Annotated in this window: 15 protein-coding genes; 6 read left to right on the top strand and 9 right to left on the bottom strand. The window is 66.7% G+C overall.

Features of this window, described 5'->3' with window-relative positions:
* Positions 1 to 690: 690 nt before the first annotated feature.
* The 7 genes from ACZK45_RS19590 to ACZK45_RS19620 all read right to left on the bottom strand — a co-directional run bounded on the left by ACZK45_RS19590 (position 691) and on the right by ACZK45_RS19620 (position 5,796).
* The gene (locus tag ACZK45_RS19590) at positions 691 to 1,764 is read right to left on the bottom strand and encodes a 3-deoxy-7-phosphoheptulonate synthase (protein WP_049462798.1); all 1,074 of its coding nucleotides are present in this window, start codon (positions 1,762 to 1,764) and stop codon (positions 691 to 693) included.
* 295 nt (positions 1,765 to 2,059) lie between these two features.
* Positions 2,060 to 2,317 (bottom strand): hypothetical protein, encoded by a 258-nt coding sequence (locus ACZK45_RS19595; protein WP_005414620.1) that lies wholly within the window; start codon positions 2,315 to 2,317, stop codon positions 2,060 to 2,062.
* Between the two features lie 112 nt (positions 2,318 to 2,429).
* Positions 2,430 to 2,768 carry a DUF6616 family protein gene (locus ACZK45_RS19600; RefSeq protein ID WP_088027429.1) on the bottom strand — a complete coding sequence of 113 codons (339 nt, stop codon included), beginning with the start codon at positions 2,766 to 2,768 and terminating at the stop codon, positions 2,430 to 2,432.
* Between the two features lie 54 nt (positions 2,769 to 2,822).
* On the bottom strand, positions 2,823 to 3,566 hold the full coding sequence (locus tag ACZK45_RS19605) for a DNA alkylation repair protein (RefSeq protein ID WP_478445113.1): 744 nt from the start codon (positions 3,564 to 3,566) through the stop codon (positions 2,823 to 2,825).
* Entirely contained in the window at positions 3,563 to 4,063 is a 501-nt protein-coding gene (locus ACZK45_RS19610) for a MarR family winged helix-turn-helix transcriptional regulator (RefSeq protein ID WP_032130045.1), read from the bottom strand. The genes ACZK45_RS19605 and ACZK45_RS19610 overlap by 4 nt, the downstream gene beginning before the upstream one ends.
* A gap of 55 nt (positions 4,064 to 4,118) precedes the next feature.
* Positions 4,119 to 5,147 carry an LLM class oxidoreductase gene (locus ACZK45_RS19615; RefSeq protein ID WP_293794631.1) on the bottom strand — a complete coding sequence of 343 codons (1,029 nt, stop codon included), beginning with the start codon at positions 5,145 to 5,147 and terminating at the stop codon, positions 4,119 to 4,121.
* A gap of 13 nt (positions 5,148 to 5,160) precedes the next feature.
* Positions 5,161 to 5,796, bottom strand: a complete 636-nt coding sequence (locus tag ACZK45_RS19620; protein WP_478445114.1) for a glutathione S-transferase family protein — start codon at positions 5,794 to 5,796, stop codon at positions 5,161 to 5,163.
* 245 nt (positions 5,797 to 6,041) lie between these two features.
* Here ACZK45_RS19620 and ACZK45_RS19625 point away from each other — a divergent pair, with 245 nt between their 5' ends.
* Positions 6,042 to 6,965 (top strand): LysR substrate-binding domain-containing protein, encoded by a 924-nt coding sequence (locus ACZK45_RS19625; protein ID WP_125892155.1) that lies wholly within the window; start codon positions 6,042 to 6,044, stop codon positions 6,963 to 6,965.
* 88 nt (positions 6,966 to 7,053) lie between these two features.
* On the opposite strand, the gene groL is transcribed toward ACZK45_RS19625, so the two are convergent.
* Both groL and ACZK45_RS19635 read right to left on the bottom strand, forming a co-directional pair.
* Positions 7,054 to 8,703 carry a chaperonin GroEL gene (groL, locus tag ACZK45_RS19630; RefSeq protein WP_014038666.1) on the bottom strand — a complete coding sequence of 550 codons (1,650 nt, stop codon included), beginning with the start codon at positions 8,701 to 8,703 and terminating at the stop codon, positions 7,054 to 7,056.
* Between the two features lie 81 nt (positions 8,704 to 8,784).
* Positions 8,785 to 9,072: a co-chaperone GroES gene (locus ACZK45_RS19635; RefSeq protein WP_006396661.1), complete on the bottom strand. Its 288-nt coding sequence runs from the start codon at positions 9,070 to 9,072 to the stop codon at positions 8,785 to 8,787.
* 351 nt (positions 9,073 to 9,423) lie between these two features.
* Here ACZK45_RS19635 and ACZK45_RS19640 point away from each other — a divergent pair, with 351 nt between their 5' ends.
* The 5 genes from ACZK45_RS19640 (at position 9,424) to ACZK45_RS19660 (ending at position 17,888) form a co-directional block, all read left to right on the top strand.
* Positions 9,424 to 11,214, top strand: coding sequence for an endonuclease (locus ACZK45_RS19640; RefSeq protein ID WP_125892153.1), 1,791 nt, complete (start codon positions 9,424 to 9,426; stop codon positions 11,212 to 11,214).
* Between the two features lie 68 nt (positions 11,215 to 11,282).
* Positions 11,283 to 11,621 carry a divalent-cation tolerance protein CutA gene (gene cutA, locus ACZK45_RS19645; protein ID WP_006396762.1) on the top strand — a complete coding sequence of 113 codons (339 nt, stop codon included), beginning with the start codon at positions 11,283 to 11,285 and terminating at the stop codon, positions 11,619 to 11,621.
* The gene (locus tag ACZK45_RS19650) at positions 11,618 to 13,999 is read left to right on the top strand and encodes a protein-disulfide reductase DsbD family protein (RefSeq protein ID WP_125892151.1); all 2,382 of its coding nucleotides are present in this window, start codon (positions 11,618 to 11,620) and stop codon (positions 13,997 to 13,999) included. The genes cutA and ACZK45_RS19650 overlap by 4 nt, the downstream gene beginning before the upstream one ends.
* Positions 13,996 to 14,559, top strand: coding sequence for a TlpA family protein disulfide reductase (locus ACZK45_RS19655; protein WP_478445115.1), 564 nt, complete (start codon positions 13,996 to 13,998; stop codon positions 14,557 to 14,559). The genes ACZK45_RS19650 and ACZK45_RS19655 overlap by 4 nt, the downstream gene beginning before the upstream one ends.
* Positions 14,560 to 15,365: 806 nt before the next feature.
* Positions 15,366 to 17,888, top strand: coding sequence for a PepSY domain-containing protein (locus ACZK45_RS19660; RefSeq protein WP_478445116.1), 2,523 nt, complete (start codon positions 15,366 to 15,368; stop codon positions 17,886 to 17,888).
* Position 17,889 lies beyond the last annotated feature (1 nt).

The raw sequence follows: 17,889 nt of genomic DNA on the forward strand, positions 1-17,889 counted from the left end.
AAGGTTTTCCAGATCTCTCTGTGCTTTGCGGGTAGCCACCCAGACATCGTCAGGCTGCAACCCGCCTGTGCGCACGCACTCCTGCAAAGCCAACAGATCAATCAAGGGAGATCCGCGAACATTGATCGTTCGGCGCGACCTGCCGCATTCCGTTGGCTGCGGCAACTGCGCCGGATCGACCCTCCACAGCTCGGGCCTCAATTTATCACCGTGATAAATTTTGTCAAGTCCATGACTTGCCTTCCGCTCCTGCCGCCGTGGGTTGGCGACTCCCGGAAGGACAACCGTGAGCCATAGGCGGAACGGTCGGAATGGGCGTTTGCGGCAGGCCAGGCGTGACAAACGCAAGGCCCGCCTGCTGCGCGGAAATTTTTCAGCGAAATCAGTGAAGTATGGTTCTGACGGATATCTGCCAGAAGCAGGCTCATCAGTAGCCTGAAGCGCGCTGGCGGCGCTGATGTGGCCTCCAGCGGGTCGTAGCCGTCATTGCCGGGGACGGCGAATCGTCCACGCATGGCGTGGATCTACTGCCACCCCGGCGATGTACCTGGCGCTGTCGCTCATGCGCAGCGCCAGGCGCATCGCCGGTGCAGATGGGCCGGTCTCCAACTCCGACCGGCCCTGATCGCGGCCGCACCCCCGCAGGCGCTGGCCGCCATCCACACACGTGCCGCACTCAGGCGGCTTCCATCAAGCTGCTTCGGACACCTTCACGTCGCGACGGGCGCGCACGGCCGCAGCCAGTCGCTCCAGCACCGTCACGGTGGTGTCCCAGTCGATGCAGCCATCGGTGATGCTCTGCCCATAGACCAGCGGCTGGCCTTCCACCAGTTCCTGGCGGCCACCGACCAGATGGCTCTCGATCATCACGCCAACGATGCGCTGTTCGCCGTCTTCCAGCTGAACGGCGATGTCCTCGATCACCTTCGGCTGGTTCTCCGGGTTCTTCAGGCTGTTGGCATGGCTGGCGTCGATCATCAGACGCGTCGGCAACTTGGCCTTGGCCAGCACCTGGCAGGCCTCGGCAACACTGCCCGCGTCGTAGTTCGGTTGCTTGCCGCCGCGCAGGATCACATGGCAGTCCGGGTTGCCGGTGGTCGACACGATGGCGGTACCGCCCTGCTTGGTGACCGACAGGAAGTGATGCGGATTGGACGCGGCACCCACCGCGTCAGCGGCGATCTTCACGTTGCCATCGGTGCCGTTCTTGAAGCCGACCGGGCACGACAGCCCCGACGCCAGCTCGCGATGCACCTGGCTTTCGGTAGTGCGTGCCCCGATCGCGCCCCATGCCACCAGGTCGGCGATGTACTGCGGCGAGATCACGTCGAGGAATTCGACACCGGCCGGCAGGCCGAGTTTGTTGATGTCGCGCAGCAGGCCGCGGGCGATGCGCAGGCCCTTATCGATCCTGAAGCTGCCGTCCAGGTCCGGGTCGTTGATCAGGCCCTTCCAGCCCACCGTGGTGCGCGGCTTCTCGAAGTACACGCGCATGACGATTTCAAGTTCTCCGGCCAGCGCGTCACGCAGCGGCTTCAGGCGCTGGGCGTATTCAATGGCAGCGTTCGGGTCGTGGATCGAGCACGGGCCCACCACCACCGCCAGGCGGTCGTCACGGCCATGCAGGATCTGGTGCAGGGCCGCGCGCGAGGCGCTGACGGTGTCGGAGGCTTCATCGTCACAGGGCAGCATCGCCAGCAGCTGGGCAGGCGGTGTCAGCGGTTCGATGGTGCGGATACGCAGGTCGTCGGTGTGCGGGGGCATTGCAGGAGATCTCCGGAACGTTGGGGGTCCCCAGCGTGGCGGCATGAAAAAAGCCGCCAGGTTCGCTGGCGGCTTTCGGGAATGCGTCTGAAGCTTTCTTCAGGGTGAGCGCAGTCCTTCCTCCGCCAGTGGCTTCGGAAAGTAATACCAGTAAAAGCGGGCGGCGGCTGCGTTCATGGGATCTATTGATAACACAGCTTTTGCGCAGTGCAAAATGTTTCATCCGCAACTGGGGACGCGGTTCAGCGAGGTGCGCACCAGCCATGCCTACGCGGCGGCAGCCGCGCGAAGTTGCTCATTTACCATGCACTTCCACATCCAGCAGCAGGCCCTCATGGATGTCGGCCCAGCGCTCCAGCACGCGATCCAGTTCCTGCCGGGCTTCGTCCAGCTGCTCAGGGTTGAGCAGGGAACGCGCGGTGTAGAGGTCGGAAACCAACCGCCGCAGGGCCGATTCCGGGATGGCCACCGACGGCCCCTCCAGGCCCGGCAACTGCAACGCCGGGCTGTCGCCAAGAGGGCCGAACAGCGTGACCTGGAGCGTGCTCTGCATGATCAACTTCCCTGCGGATGGACATGGGCAATGCACTGTTTACCGTGTCTGGGTGACAGGCGCATGTGCCTCCCATGCCGAGGCCCGGGATCTGCCGGCGTCTGCCGCCCCGCTACAGGGCGGCCAGGTCGGCCAGGTGCTGGGCCATGCTGTCCATCGCGCCTACCGCATGGGTGGTGGTGAAGTACGCATGCCAGCCGGTCGCGGCGATGCCGGCCACCAGCGCATCGACCTCCTCGCGGCTTGCACAGCGCCAGACCGCATAGAACTGCTCATCGCTGCCGTGCGGTACGCCCGTGGCAATGCGGCCCATCGCCAGCGGCGTGATGCGGGCTGGATCGAACTGCTGCATGCCGGCGCCAATACGGGCGAAGAAGGCATTCCGCTGCTCGGGTGGGAGTGTGGTCCAGGCAGGTGTGGCGGTGTAGAGCTCGATGAAGGTATGGGACATGAGGTTCTTCCTTGAGGTTTACGAGGTTGCGGGGTTGCCGGCCAGCGGCCGGCACTACCGGAACGAGCGCAGTGCGCGTTTGCGGATGTAGGCGTTGGCGTCGCTGTGGCGCTCGTGCTGCCAACGCGTGCACAGCTCGCGCAGCCACTGCGGCTGAGTCTTGCCGGCGTCATTGAGCCAGTTGCCGACCGAATCCTGCACATAGCGCTCCGGGTCGTCAGCCAGTGCTTCCAACATGGGTAACGCAAGTTCCGGATGCTGCTTGAACAGTGCGATATGCGTGGCCCAGACACCGCGTGGGCGCAGCGCTTCACAGGCAAAGCGGCGCAGGTACGGCGATGTTTCCTGTGTCCAGGGTTGCAGGTACTCAAGCGCCTGCATCGGCGCGGCAACGATGTCCGTGCGTAGCGCCAGCCACGCCCATTCGCGCACACCGAAGTGTGGGTCATCGGCCAGCGTGCGCATCTGCTGCAGCTTCTCTGCCAACGTTGCGCGGGCATCGCTGCCGACCAGATAGCAGGCCCAGCCACGCACGGTATCGGAGCTGTGATCCTGCCAGAACTCAGGCGCACCCTGCCCCGCCTCACGCAGCAGTTGCGCGGCCAGGGCCATGCGCAGCGTGATGCCCTTCTTGCCTGAGGCATCCCGCATGCGTTGCAGCGCTTCCGGTGCAAGCTCAGGCGCCACCACCTGCAGCAACGCGGCGAAATCCACTGCCAGGCATTCGGCCAGATGGGTGGTGGCAACGCGACCGGTGTTGAGTTCATGCAGGCGTTGCGCCGCAATCGCCGGGCTCATGCTGCAGACTCTCGTCCAGCATCGGTGTGCTGCCAGACCTTGTGCAGCAACCGCGACAGCTGCTGCTGTTCATCGGTATCCAGACCATTGAACAGGCCACCGATCCACTGTGTGTGCTGGTCAAACAGTGTCTCGGCCAAGCGTTTTCCCCGTGCGGTCAATACGATCTGCAGGCGACGGCCATCCTCAGCATCGCTGCGACGCTGCAGCAGTTCTTCGCGCTGCAGGCCATCGAGCAGGCCGCTGATGGTGGCGCGGGTCACGCCTGCGCGTTCGGCCAGCTCGTGGGGCGACAACGTGCCACCGGCCCCATGCAGCAGGAACAGCACGATGAAGCGACCCTCACTGAGCCCGTGTGGCGCCAGCCGGGTGGCGCAATCGTGGTCGATGGACGACGACAACGAGAGCAGCTGGAAGCACAGGCGCAGCTGCGCGACGTTGGCGTGGCCGCGTCGCTGCGCCTCATCCATCAGGGCATGGTGCTTGGCTTCGATCATCTCGTGATGAGCATATGCTTAGGCGCCTAATCATATGCCATCCGCTTCGGCGTGGCTACCAGTCCATCACCTTCGCCGCCGGCCCGGGATGCGACGGGAACAACGGCAGTACCTCCTCGGCCAGCTCCTGCAGCACCTCGCCGGCAGGCCGCTCGGCGAACTGGATCCCCAGTGCGGCATGGTTGACGCCGGCCCGCTGCCAGGCCTGCAGCAGATCGATCAGACCCTTGCGGCCGGTGCGCAGGGTGAAGCCACCCCGCAGCGGCATGCGTGGATGATCCGGATCATCCACCAGGTCGATCCATTCGTTGGTCATGTGCGGACGGAAGCCGCCGTCCGGAATCAGCGCGCGCCAGGCGCCGATCTTCGCGGCCAGCCGCTGCGGACCAGCGTTGTCATGGGTGGCCTCTGGGTAGGTCAGCCAGCCATCGGCATGCTGGCCGATCCATTCCAGTGGCTGGCGTGCGCCACCGGTGACGATCAGCGGAACGCGGCCACTGACCGTGGGCGGCAGCAACTGCACGCCCTGCCCGGCACCGGCATGTGTCATCCGCCCATCCGTGCCCGGTTGCAGCCAACGGCGCATCTCGTTCATTGCGGTGGCAAAACGCTCTCCGCGCGCCGCGTGCTCCAGTCCATAGGCCGGGAACTCCAGCGGTCGATCACCGGACGCCACACCCATCACCAGCCGCCCACCGGACAGCTGATCGATCGACGCCGCGGCCTTGGCCAGATCGATCGGATGGCGCAGTGGCAGCACCACGCTGCCGGTGGCCAGGGCCACGCGCTGTGTGCGCGCTGCCAGCCACGCAAGGTAGGTGAATGGATCGAACAGCTGCCCCGCATCGCCGAACAACGGATCGAACAGCGGTACGTCACGCACCCATACCGCAGCGAAGCCATGGCGGTCGATCTCCTCCACCAGCCGCGCCTGGCCCTGCAGCACGGCCATGTCGCCCTGGTAGAAGCGCAGCGGCAGGTAGATGCCCAGGGTCAGCGCGTCGGCGCGGAACATGCGCTGGTAGCCCGGGTGCGTGGCAAAGACCGGCGCCGACGCGCCCGGCACTGCAATGGTATCGTTCATATGCGTCGCCTCCTTACGGTCCGGTGGCCGGCTCGGGCAGCTGCACGCCGCGCTGTACCGCAGGGCGTGCGGCAACCCGTGCGTACCACGCATCCAGATGGCGATGCCGCGACAAATCGATGTCGATGATGCGGGCGATGTGCAGCCAGCCGAAGTGGGCGATGTCGGCAATCGAGTAGTGATCACCAGCCAACCACTCGCGTCCCTGCAGGCGCTGGTCGAGTACGCCGAACAGCTCGTCGCTCAGGCGGCGGTAGCGTTCGATTGCCGCGAAATCGGGCTGTTGTGCGAAATGCTCGAAGTGCACGCGCTGGCCGAGGATCGGGCCGACGCTGGCGGCATGGAACATCAGCCAGGTCAGCGTCTCCCAGCGCGCAGCCGGTTCGGAAGGCAGCAACGCATTGCCCTGTTCGGCCAGGTACATCAGGATCGCCGCCGACTCGAAGACAACGATGCCGCGCGCGCGATCTTCCAGCACGGGAATGCGGCCATGCGGGTTGAGCCGCAGGAAGTCGGGATGGCGATGTTCACCATCGGCGATGTGGACGTGGTGAAGGTGATAGGGAAGACCCAGTTCTTCCAGTGCGATGGTGGCCTTGAAGCCATTGGGAGAACTGTCGGAGTACAGGTGCAGCGAAGGTTCGTTCATGGGAATCCTGGACGCAGGGAGCGACGGCATGCATCGGCCGTTGAAGGTGGCCGGGCGATGCGGGAACGGGCGCTGCAGCAGCCGTGCAGGCAGTCTAGGAAAGGCCTGCGTCGCGGGGAAACGATGTCTTCTGCACGGGGAGTTGAGCGGGGCTCAACGTGCGCGACGCGCGCGCGACAGCCTGCAGTGCGGTCGATATGCTGTCGCAGCGCGGCGCGTGCCGACGCGGTTACAGGAGAGTTGAGATGGGTGCGGTGCTGCCGCTGCTGGGCCTGCGGGCCTTCGTTGAAACCGGCCGACATGGCAGCCTGACCGCCGCCGCCGATGCGATGGGGGTGACACCTGGTGCAATCAGCCAGCAGCTTCGACAGCTGCAGGAGCGGCTGGGCGTGAGCCTGTTCGACCGCACCCGGCATGGCGTGGTGCTCAGTGCAGCCGGCGCGCGCGTGTATCCGGAGCTGCTGCAGGCCTTCGATCAGATCGCACAGAGCCTGCAGACACTCGAACGCTGGGAAACACGGTGCACGCTACGCATCAGCGCGGCACCGAGCTTCGCCGCACAGTGGTTGGCGCCGCGACTGGGCGGGTTCAGTGCGTTGCATCCGCAGGTGGACGTGCAGCTGGACTCGAGCGCGGCGTTGGTCGACCTGCGCCGCGACGGCGTGGACATCGCGATCCGTCATGGACTGGGCCGCTACCCTGGCCTGCATGCCGAGCATCTTCTGGCGCCGGTACTGCTGCCGGTGGCCAGTCCAGCATTGTTGGCCGGCGCACCGACGGTCAGCTCGGTACAGGATTGCCTGCAGCTGCCGCTGCTGCAGGACGCCGACCGCAGCGACTGGCGGCTGTGGTTCCAGGCACTGGATCTGCCCGTCGATGAACGACTGGAGCGCGGCCCTGCGTTCGATGACGACCTGTTGCTGATCCGCGCGGCGGTGGCCGGGCAAGGCATCGCCCTGGTGCGCGACATCCACGCGGCCGAAGAACTCGCCAATGGCCGGCTGCAGGTGGTGATCGACCAGCCCTGGCCACAGGCCTTCGCCTACTACGCGGTGACGCGTGCGGACGGCGAGGCCAACGCGGCGATACCTGCTTTCATGACCTGGTTGCATGCAGCATTGATGACGCCGCAGGAAGCAGGCACACACACCCTGCAGGACGCAGGATGAGCCGCTCGGAAAGCGATGCCGTTGCGGCCGGCCACAAAAAAACCCCGCCTTGCGGCGGGGTTTTTCATTGCGGGGCGAACGTGGGGACTTAGAAGTCCATGCCGCCCATGCCACCCATGCCGCCCATGCCACCGGCGCCACCCATGGCCGGCTCGTCCTTCTTCGGAGCTTCGGCAACCATGGCTTCGGTGGTGATCATCAGGCCAGCGATCGAAGCTGCGTTCTGCAGCGCCGAACGGGTCACCTTGGTCGGGTCCAGGATGCCGAACTGCAGCATGTCACCGAACTCGCCGGTGGCGGCGTTGTAGCCGAAGCTGCCGGTGCCTTCCTTGACCTTGTTGATGATGACCGACGGTTCTTCACCGGCGTTGGCCACGATTTCGCGCAACGGGGCTTCCATCGCGCGCAGGGCGATCTGGATGCCGTGGTTCTGGTCTTCGTTGGCACCCTTCAGGCCGGCCAGTGCGGTGACCGCACGGACCAGGGCCACGCCGCCGCCCGGGACCACGCCTTCTTCAACGGCTGCACGGGTAGCGTGCAGGGCGTCGTCGACGCGATCCTTCTTTTCCTTCATTTCGATTTCGGTCGAAGCACCGACCTTGATCACGGCAACGCCACCGGCCAGCTTGGCCACGCGTTCCTGCAGCTTCTCGCGGTCGTAATCCGAGGAGGTGTCCTGGATCTGGGTCTTGATCTGGCCGACGCGTGCGTCGACGGCAGCCTTGTCACCCACGCCATCGATGATGGTGGTGTTTTCCTTGGAGACCTGCACCTTCTTGGCGCGGCCCAGGTCCTTGATGGTGGCCTTTTCCAGCGACAGGCCCACTTCTTCGGAGATCACGGTGCCGCCGGTCAGCACGGCCATGTCTTCCAGCATCGCCTTGCGACGGTCGCCGAAGCCCGGAGCCTTGACGGCCACGACCTTGACGATGCCACGGATGGTGTTGACCACCAGGGTCGCCAGCGCTTCGCCTTCAACTTCTTCGGCAACGATCAGCAGCGGCTTGCCGGCCTTGGCGACGCCTTCCAGCACCGGCAGCAGGTCACGGACGTTGGAGATCTTCTTGTCGTGCAACAGGATGAACGGGTCATCCAGGTCAGCGGTCTGCGACTGCTGGTTGTTGATGAAGTACGGGGACAGGTAGCCGCGGTCGAACTGCATGCCCTTGACCACGTCCAGCTCGTTGTCCAGGCCCGAGCCTTCTTCAACGGTGATCACGCCTTCCTTGCCGACTTCCTTCATCGCGTCAGCGATGATCTGGCCGATCGACTCGTCCGAGTTGGCCGAGATGGTACCGACCTGGGCAATCGCCTTGTCGTCGGCGGTCGGCTTGGAGATGGTCTTCAGCTCGGCAACGGCGGCCACGACGGCCTTGTCGATACCACGCTTGAGGTCCATCGGGTTCATGCCGGCGGCAACGGCCTTGGCGCCTTCGCGGATCAGGGCCTGGGCCAGCACGGTGGCGGTGGTGGTGCCGTCGCCGGCGTCGTCGTTGGTGCGCGAAGCAACTTCCTTCACCATCTGCGCGCCCATGTTCTCGAACTTGTCAGCCAGTTCGATTTCCTTGGCGACGGACACGCCGTCCTTGGTGATGGTCGGCGCGCCGAAGCTCTTTTCCAGCACGACGTTGCGGCCCTTCGGGCCCAGGGTGGCCTTGACGGCATTGGCGAGAACGTTGACGCCGCGCACCATGCGCGAACGGGCGTCTTCACCGAAACGAATATCCTTGGCAGCCATTGCGATTACCTCGATGTTTGCACCGGGCCGGGCCCGGCGACGAAAGGGGATGTCTTACAGAAAAGCAGGTCGCGCCGAGGCTCAGCCGATGACGGCGAGCACGTCGTCTTCGCGCAGGACCTTGTACTCGACGCCTTCGCTCTTGTACGAGCTGCCGGCGTACTGGCCGTAGATGACCTTGTCGCCGACCTTCAGCGACGGAGCGCGCACGCTGCCGTTGTCCAGCGGCTTGCCCGGGCCGACGGCCACGACTTCACCCTTGGTGGACTTTTCCTTGGCCGAATCCGGAATGACGATGCCACCGGCGGAGATTTCGTCGGCTTCGATCGGCTTGACCACAACGCGGTCGTGCAGCGGCTTGATGCTCATGAGAGACCTCTTAAGTTATTGATTGGTCTAAAAAAGTCCGGCGATGTTAGCAGTCGCACCAGACGAGTGCCAGCAACGCGCGTGAAAAAGCCCGACAAGTCGGGAGCACGACAGAGATGGAGACCTCCACAGACCTTTCAAGGGCTGATCCCGAAATTTTTCTCGGGACCGGGAAACCTGCCTCCCTGCGTGGACGCCTGTATAGGGATGCAGTGCGGCAAGCCAAGGGGGCAAGGGGTGCTATTTAGTGATAGATGTCCCACTGTCAGATATCTGACGTTCATTTACGACAAAGTGTCACTGGATCGGCCTTAGGCTCGGCCGCGCATTCCCAATCACAAGGAGTAGTCGATGCGATTGCTGTCCCCGCTTGCCGCCGCCTGCCTGCTGGCGCTGGCCGCCGCGCCGGCCCAGGCCGAGGTCTTCATCAACGAACTGCATTACGACGACAGCACCGCCGCCGGTGACGTCGGCGAAGCCATCGAAGTGGTCGCTACCGCGGGCGAGGACCTGTCCGGCTACCGCCTCCACCTCTACAACGGCAGCAATCCTTCGGCGGCCACGGTCTACGCCAACAACCCGGTCCCGGCCGGCACCGCCGCGGGTTGCGGCAGCGCCACCCTGGCCGTGGTCAGCTACCCGACCAACGGCCTGCAGAACGGTCCGAACGACGGCATCGCCCTGGTCGATGCCAGCGGCAAGGTGGTCCAGTTCCTCAGCTACGAGGGCGCCATCACCGCCTCCGGTGGCCCTGCCGCCGGCATGACCAGCCAGAACATTCCGGTGGCCGAGACCAACAGCACGGCCCCGGGCACCTCGCTTCAGCTTACCGGCAGTGGCAGCCAGTACGCCCACTTCACCTGGGCCGAATCGGCCAAGCAGACGTTTGGCAGCTGCAACAACGGCCAGACCTTCAGCGGGGGTGGCACCCCGGGCCCGAACACGCCGCCGTCGGTGTCCACCACCACCCCGGCGCAGGGCAGCAGCACCTTCCCGGCTGCCGCCGACCTGGAAGTGGTGTTCAGCGAGACGGTGAACCTGGCCAGTGGCGCCTTCGCCCTGAGCTGCGGCACCTCCGGCAGCGTGCCGCTGACCTACCCGGCCAGCGGCCGCAGCGTGAAGCTGTCCACCAACACCGCGCTGGTGGCCGGTGAAGCCTGCCGCTTCGACATCCGCGCCGCGCGCATCACCGACCTGCAGGGCGCACACCCGGCTGCCGACAGCCGCATCGCCTTCACCGTGGCAACCACCGGCGGCAATCCGGACCCGGGCAACCCCGGCGTGCCGGCCGGTTACTACTCCAGGGTCAACACCAGCAGCCCCAGCCAGCTTCGCTGCTCGCTGCACGCCACCATCAAGGGCCACACCGCCTACCCGTACAGCGGCTCGGGCACCAGTACGTGGACCATCCTGGAAATCGCCGACGAGGATCCGAACAACAGCGGCAGGATCCTGGATGCGTACCGCAACCGCAGCTACGCCAAGGTGACCGACCGCGCCGGCAGCGGCAGTGGCCTGAAGTACAACCGCGAGCACACCTGGCCGAACTCGCTGGGCTTTGCCAGCACCACCGGTGACAAGGGCCTGCCTTACGCGCCGTACACCGACACCCACATGCTGTACCTGACCGATGCGCAGTGGAACGCCGACCGTGGCAACAAGCCGTTCGGCAAGTGCGACGCCAACTGCGGCGAGCGCGCCACCGAGGCCAACAACGGCCAGGGCGGCGGCAGCGGCGGCTACCCGGGCAACTCCAACTGGGTGCGCACGCCGGACGGTAACACCGGCACCTTCGAGGTGTGGGGCAAGCGCAAGGGCGACATGGCGCGTGCGGTGATGTACATGGCGATCCGCTACGAGGGCGGCAAGGATGCGGCCACCGGCCAGTCCGAGCCGGACCTGGAGCTGACCGACGACCGCAGCAGGATCGTCAAGACCAGCAGTTCGCCGGCCTACATGGGCCTGCTCTCGACGCTGATCGACTGGCACCTGTCCGATCCGCCGGATGATGCCGAGCGTGCCCGCAACGACGTGATCTACAGCTTCCAGGGCAACCGCAACCCGTTCATCGACCACCCCGAGTGGGCCACCCCGGCCCTGTTCACCTCGGCCAAGCCGGCCACCTGCCAGCTGGCCAACTGACCGCGCAACGCAGCGGTCCATTGCCGCCGCCGGGCCCTGACCCGGCGGCGGCCCTATACTCGACGGTCATGTCGACCGTCGATCCCGTCCTGCTGCTGTTGACCACCTGCCCGGACCGGGCCAGTGCCGAGCGCATCGCGCACGCGCTTGTTGGCGAGCGCCTGGCCGCGTGCGTCACACGGCTGGAGGGCGCGCAGTCGACCTACCGCTGGCAGGGCGAGGTCACTACCGACACCGAACTGCAGCTGCTGGTGAAGACCACCGCGAGCCGCGTCGATGACGCAATCGCCCGGATCGTCGAACTGCATCCGTATGAACTCCCGGAGTGCATCGCGGTCGAAACCCGGGCCGGCTTGCCGGCGTATCTGGACTGGATCCGGGCACAGACCCGGGAGGACACTGATTGAAGACTTTGTTTGCGCGTGGCGCCGCCCTGTGCGCCCTGTTGTGGCTCTCGCTGCCGGCCTTCGCGCTGGATGAGAAGGACCTGCTGCCGGTGGACCAGGCGTTCGCGCTGACAGCGACCGCCCCCGAACGCGGCCAGGTGCAGCTGCAGTTCAAGATCGCGCCGGGCTACTACCTGTATCGCCACCGCACCAGCGTCAAGGCCGACCCGGCCTTCAACGCCGGCGCGCTGCAGATGCCCAAGGGCGACAAGCACCACGACGATTTCTTCGGCGAGGTTGAAACCTATCGCGAGCGGCTGCAGGCCACCCTGCCCGGCACGCCGACCGACGCCGCCGGCACCATCAGCCTGGAAGTGCGTTACCAGGGCTGCGCCGATGCCGGTGTCTGCTACCCGCCGCAGAAGCGCGTGGTGCAGGTCACCCTGCCCGGTGCCGGTGCACAGGCCAACGCCCCGGCTGCACGCACCGGTGCGGCCAGCCCGTTCAACAACCCGCTGGCCGGTGCCGGCAACAGCGGCGGCCTGCGCCTGCCGGGTGCGGCCAGCAACAGCCAGGCGCTGCCGCTGCCGTCGGAGCAGGCGTTCGGCTTCGACGCCATCGCCAGCGACGGCAATACCCTGCTGCTGCGCTTCAGCCCGGCACCGGGCTACTACCTGTATCGCGACCGCACCTCGCTGAAGCTGGAAGGCAGCACCGGTGTGCTGGCCGACAAGCCGCGCTGGCCGGCCGCGCAGTCGCATCGCGACGAGCACTTCGGCGATGTCTCGGTCTACTTCAACCAGGTGGAAGTGCCGCTGCCGCTGCGCCGCTCCGTCGCCGATGCGGTCGACAGCACCCTGGTGGTGACCTTCCAGGGCTGCCAGACCGATGGCATCTGCTACCCGCCGATGACCCGCCGGGTGAAGCTGTCCATTCCGGCCGGGAAGGTCAGCAGCAGCGCCGACCAGGCGCCACCGCGCAATGAAGTGATCAGCCCGCTGCCCGCTGCCAACGGCGCACCACGCGAAGCCGCCAACGGCGCACCGCTGCGCCTGCTGCCAACCGTGCCCAATACGGATGCAACGGCCCCTGCTGCAGGTGACGGCACCGCCAGCCGTGAGTTCGCCGCCGATGCACAGGGTGACAACGCGCTGCGCACGCGACCGCCGGTGACCACGCCGAATCCGGACCGTTCGTTCGTATGGGTCCTGCTGCTGGCGCTGGCCGGTGGCCTGGTACTGAACCTGATGCCCTGCGTGCTGCCGATCCTGTCGCTGAAGGTCCTGAGCCTGGCGCAGAGCGGCGAAAGCCCGCAGCGCGCGCGCAGCCATGCCCTCTGGTACACGCTGGGCGTACTGGTCGCGTTCGCGGTGATCGGTGCGTTGATGGTTGGCCTGCGCGCGATCGGCAACGCCGTCGGCATCGGCTTCCAGCTGCAGCACCCGGGCGTGGTGGCGGCGCTGGCCTACATCATGTTCGCGGTGGGCCTGAGCCTGTCCGGCGTGTTCACACTGGGCGGCGGCATCGGCAACCTCGGCCAGTCGCTGGCCAGCCGCAGTGGCCCGGCCGGTGATTTCTTCACCGGTGCGCTGGCCTGCGTGGTCGGCAGTGCCTGCGTCGGCCCGTTCATGGGCGGCGCGATTGCCTACGCGTTCATTGCCCCGCCGCTGAAGGCGATGACCGTGTTCCTGTTCCTCGGCCTGGGCCTGGCGCTGCCGTTCCTGCTGATCGGCTTCGTGCCGGCGCTGGCGCGCCGCCTGCCCAAGCCGGGCCCGTGGATGGAAACGCTCAAGCACGTGCTGGCCTTCCCGATGTATGCCACCGTGCTGTGGCTGCTGTGGGTGCTGGGCAAGCAGCGCGGCGTGGACGGCATGGCGCTGGTGCTGGGTGGCCTACTGCTGCTGGCCTTCGGCCTGTGGCTGTTTGAACGCAACCGCTGGACCGGCTCGCGCGCCGTCACCCTGCTCGGCGTGCTGCTGGCGATCGGTGCACTGGTTCCGGCCTGGGGCGTGACCCAGCTGGCAGCGCCGGCGCGTGCCGCACAGGCGGCCACTGACAACGTGGTCGAATACTCGCCGCAGCTGCTGGATCGCCTGCGCGCCGACAACCGCGTGGTGTTCGTGAACATGACCGCCGACTGGTGCGTGAGCTGCAAGGCCAACGAGCGCGCCGTGCTGTCGCGCCCAGAGTTCAAGGAACTGCTCAAGCGCACCAACGCGGTGTACATGCGCGGTGACTACACCAACGTCGATCCGCAGATCACCACGTTCCTGGAAGAGCACAAGGCCGTGGGCGTGCCGCTGTACGTGGTGTACGGCCCCGGCGCACCGCCGACCGTGCTGCCGACCCTGCTGACCCAGGCGGTGGTCGAGGAAGCGCTGCTGCGCACCGCACGATGAAATGGCAACGGCCAGCGCTGCTGTGGACAGCGGTGCTGGCCGCCGGCCTCGGCCTGTGGGCCGGGTACCGGCTGGCACCAACGCCGGCTGCACCTGCCGCAGCGCCGGTCGCTTCCCCTGCCGCCCCCGCGACGCCTGCGCTGCAGGTAGGTGACCCACTGCCGGCGCTGACGCTGCCGGATCTAGAGGGCCAACCATTGGGCCTGCGCCAGCGCTTCGCCGGTCGCCCGCTGCTGATCAACGTCTGGGCCAGCTGGTGTGCCCCCTGCGTGGAAGAGATGCCGGAGCTGGCACGCTTTGCCCATACCCAGGGCAGCAAAGGCGTGCAGGTGCTGGGCCTGGCATTGGATACGCCGGAAGACGTGCGCCGCTTCCTGCAGCAGGTACCGGTGGACTACCCGATCGTGATCGAGACCCCGGGGCCGCGCGATGCCAGCGTGCAGCTGGGCAATACGCAGGGCCTGCTGCCCTACAGCGTGCTGTTCGATGCACAGGGCCGGCTGGTGAAGGCGAAGCTGGGACCGTTCGCCCACGGCGAGATCGACAGCTGGGTGAAGTGAGGGTGTTTTTTGCAGGGCTTGCAGCCCTGCACCCTGCTCAATGCAACGGCAACAGCCAAAGCCAAAGCGGGCATTCCGTGGGATGGCGGGGCACTGTGGGTGGTCAGGACACGCCGTAAACCCCGCTCCGCGGTCCGGCCCAGCCGCTGGCGGCTGTGCGTTCGGGCGCTTGCGAAGCAGTGCTTCGCAAGCAAAGCGCCCTCACCCATGGGGGCTCGATGGCGCCTTGCTCGTGCGCGCAATCCTGCGCGCCCGGCAAGACCGGGGTTGGGCGTCCTGCCCAACCCGCCCGAGGCATGCCGCGGGCCCATGGCGCCAACGGTCCTGCACACCCACACCGCCCTACCTCTGACAGATCTTCGCGGCTGTTGGTAGGTGTCGACCTTGGTCGACACATCTGTCAGATATCGATATTCAGAGCGGAATCAGACCCCGTGCCGACCAACGGTCGGCACCCACCAAAGCAAAACGCCGTTCCGACAGATCGTAGGAAACTGTCGAAGGCGGGGTGGGTCCGGTTGAGGGGGCGTGAGCGCCATGGATGGCGCGACCGAGGCTACATGGACGTATTCACGCCGTCCCCCGCAACCGGACCCACCCCGCCTCCTCACAGGAAACCCGCTGTTGCTTCGGCTGTTGCTTCTGAGGTTGCCGGCCAGCGGCCGGCACTACCGCGGGTGCCGGGCGCCGCCCGGCCGATATCCCCTGCTTGACCACAGCCGGGGCGCCACGGAGAATTCCGCGACTAATTCTCATTTGCTGTTGCGCAGGATGCGGGCGGCAGCCTTCCAGGCCCTCCTCCTTCGATGTTCAAGAACGTCCTGTTCCAACTGCACTGGCTGCTGGGCATCACCGCTGGTGCCGTGCTGGCCGTGATGGGCCTCAGCGGCGCCGTGCTGTCCTTCGAGGATGAACTGCTGCGGGCGGCCAATCCCGGCTTCGCCGAGATCGCCGAGCACCATGCCGACGGCCAGCTTCCGCTTGAACTCAGCGAACTGGTGCCGCTGCTGCAGGCCGGCAGTGATCGCCCCCTGCAACGCCTGCGCGTGGATGCCACCGGGCAACGGCCCTCGGTGGCGCGCTTCGCCGGTGGCAAGGAACACTGGGTCTACTTCGATCCGTACACCGGCGAGCGCTTCAGCGCCCTGCGCGGGCAGGCGTTGTTCGATTTCGTCGAGGATCTGCATCGCCACCTCGCCGCCGGCGAGCGCGGCAAATGGATCACCGGCAGTTGTGCCATCGCGCTGCTGTTCTTCACCCTGTCCGGGCTCTACCTGCGCTGGCCGCGGCGCTGGTGGCACTGGCGCAGCTGGCTGGCGGTGGAATGGAAACGCCGCGGCCGTGGCTTCCTGTGGAGCCTGCACTCGGTGGTCGGCACCTGGGTGCTGTTGATCTACCTGATGAGTGCGCTGACCGGCCTGTGGTGGTCGTTCGACTGGTATCGCAGTGCCGCCAACACCCTGCTGGGCGTCGCACCGGCCGCCAGGCACAAGGTCGCCACCGACGCCGCCCTGAACCTGGAACGCATCGAAGCCACGCTGTACGCACTGCCCGGCGTGCGCACCGGCTACATCGACCTGCGCCTGCCGGAGAAGCCGGGGCAGGCACTGAACGTGCGGGTGATGGCCGGTGATCCGTCGCAGCGCGGCGGCCAGCATGACCGCGCGCATGATCTGCTGCAGCTGGACCCAGGCACGGGGGCCACGCTCGATGCCCGCCCCTATGCGCGCCAGGGCGCCGGCGCGCAGCTGGCCACCAGCGTGTTCGCGCTGCACTCGGGCAGCTACTTCGGCGTGCCCGGGCGCGTGGTGGTGATGCTCAGCAGCCTGGGCATGAGCCTGTTCTTCATCACCGGCTGGATGCTCTACCTGGACCGCCGCCGCAGCCAGCGCGCCGCGCGTGACCTGCGCCAGTCGCTGCCAGCAACGCCTGCCGATGGCGGTGGTACGCCGTGGCTGGTGGTGCATGCCAGCCAGAGTGGACTGGGAGAACAACTGGCATGGCGCGCCGCCGCGCAGCTGCAGGCGTCCGGTCATGCGGTGCAGGTGCTGCCACTGGCCCGCGTCGATGCCGCGCAGCTGGCACGCACCGCGCAGGTGCTGTGGGTACTGAGCACCTTCGGCGACGGCGAGCCACCGGATGCGGCGCGAGGCGCTGCACGACGGCTGATGGCACAGACACTCGACCTGTCAGGCCTGCAGTTTGGACTGCTGGCGCTGGGTGACCGACAGTACCCGCACTACTGCGGCTTCGGTCGCCAGGTTGATGGCTGGCTGCTCGGCAACGGCGCGCGCCCGTTGTTCGACCGCGTCGAAGTCGATGCCGCCTCGGTAGCGGCCTTGCGCCAATGGCAGCTGCAGCTGGGCGCGCTGACCGGCATCGTCACCGATGACAGCGTGCTGCCGGCGGCCACGCAGATGCATGAGTGGCGGCTGCTCGGCCGCGACCCGCTCAATCCGGGCAGCATCGGTGGTGCAATCTGGCGCATCCGTCTTGCGCCACCGGCCGACGTGCAGTGGCAGGCGGGCGACATCCTGCATATCGCGCCCCGGCACAACGCACGGCACGCCAGCGCCGTGTTGAAGGCACATGGGTTGGATCCGCTGCAGCCGCTGCTGGTGGACGGCCACCCACGCACCCTGCTGGCGCTGGCCAGTGAACGCGAGCTGCCCGAGGCCGACGCCGCGCTGGCGGTGCAGGATGCCTGCCTGTGGCTGTCCGGATTGCCAACGCTGCCCGGACGCGAATACTCCATCGCCTCCTCCACGAGTGATGAAGTGGTGGAACTGGTGGTGCGCCTGGTGCATGACCTGTCGGGTCGAGCCGGGCTGGGCTCGGGCTGGCTGGCGCTGCATGCCCCGGTCGGTGCCAGCATCGTGGCCCGTGTGCATCGCAACCCCGGTTTCCATCGCATTGGCGGTGTGCCGATGGTGCTGATCGGCAACGGCACCGGCATCGCGGGTCTGCGCAGCTTGTTGCGCGAAGCTGCCCACACAGGCGAGCACGGGCACTGGCTGCTGTTCGGTGAGCGCCAGCGCGCGCACGACTTCCTGTTCGCCGACGAGATCCAAGCGTGGCAGGCCGATGGCCATCTCGCGCGGGTGGACCTGGCGTTCTCGCGCGATGGCGAAGGTGGTTACGTGCAGGATTGCCTGCATGCCGCCACCGATGCGCTGCGCGAATGGATGCAGCGTGGCGCGGTGATTCATGTCTGCGGCTCGCTGCAGGGCATGGCCGAAGGCGTGGACCAGGTGCTGCGCGCTGCGCTGGGCGATGAGGTTGTGGAAACGCTACTGGAGACCGGGCGCTACCGGCGCGACGTGTACTGAG

The organism is Stenotrophomonas sp. 63632_Sma (assembly GCF_056482875.1).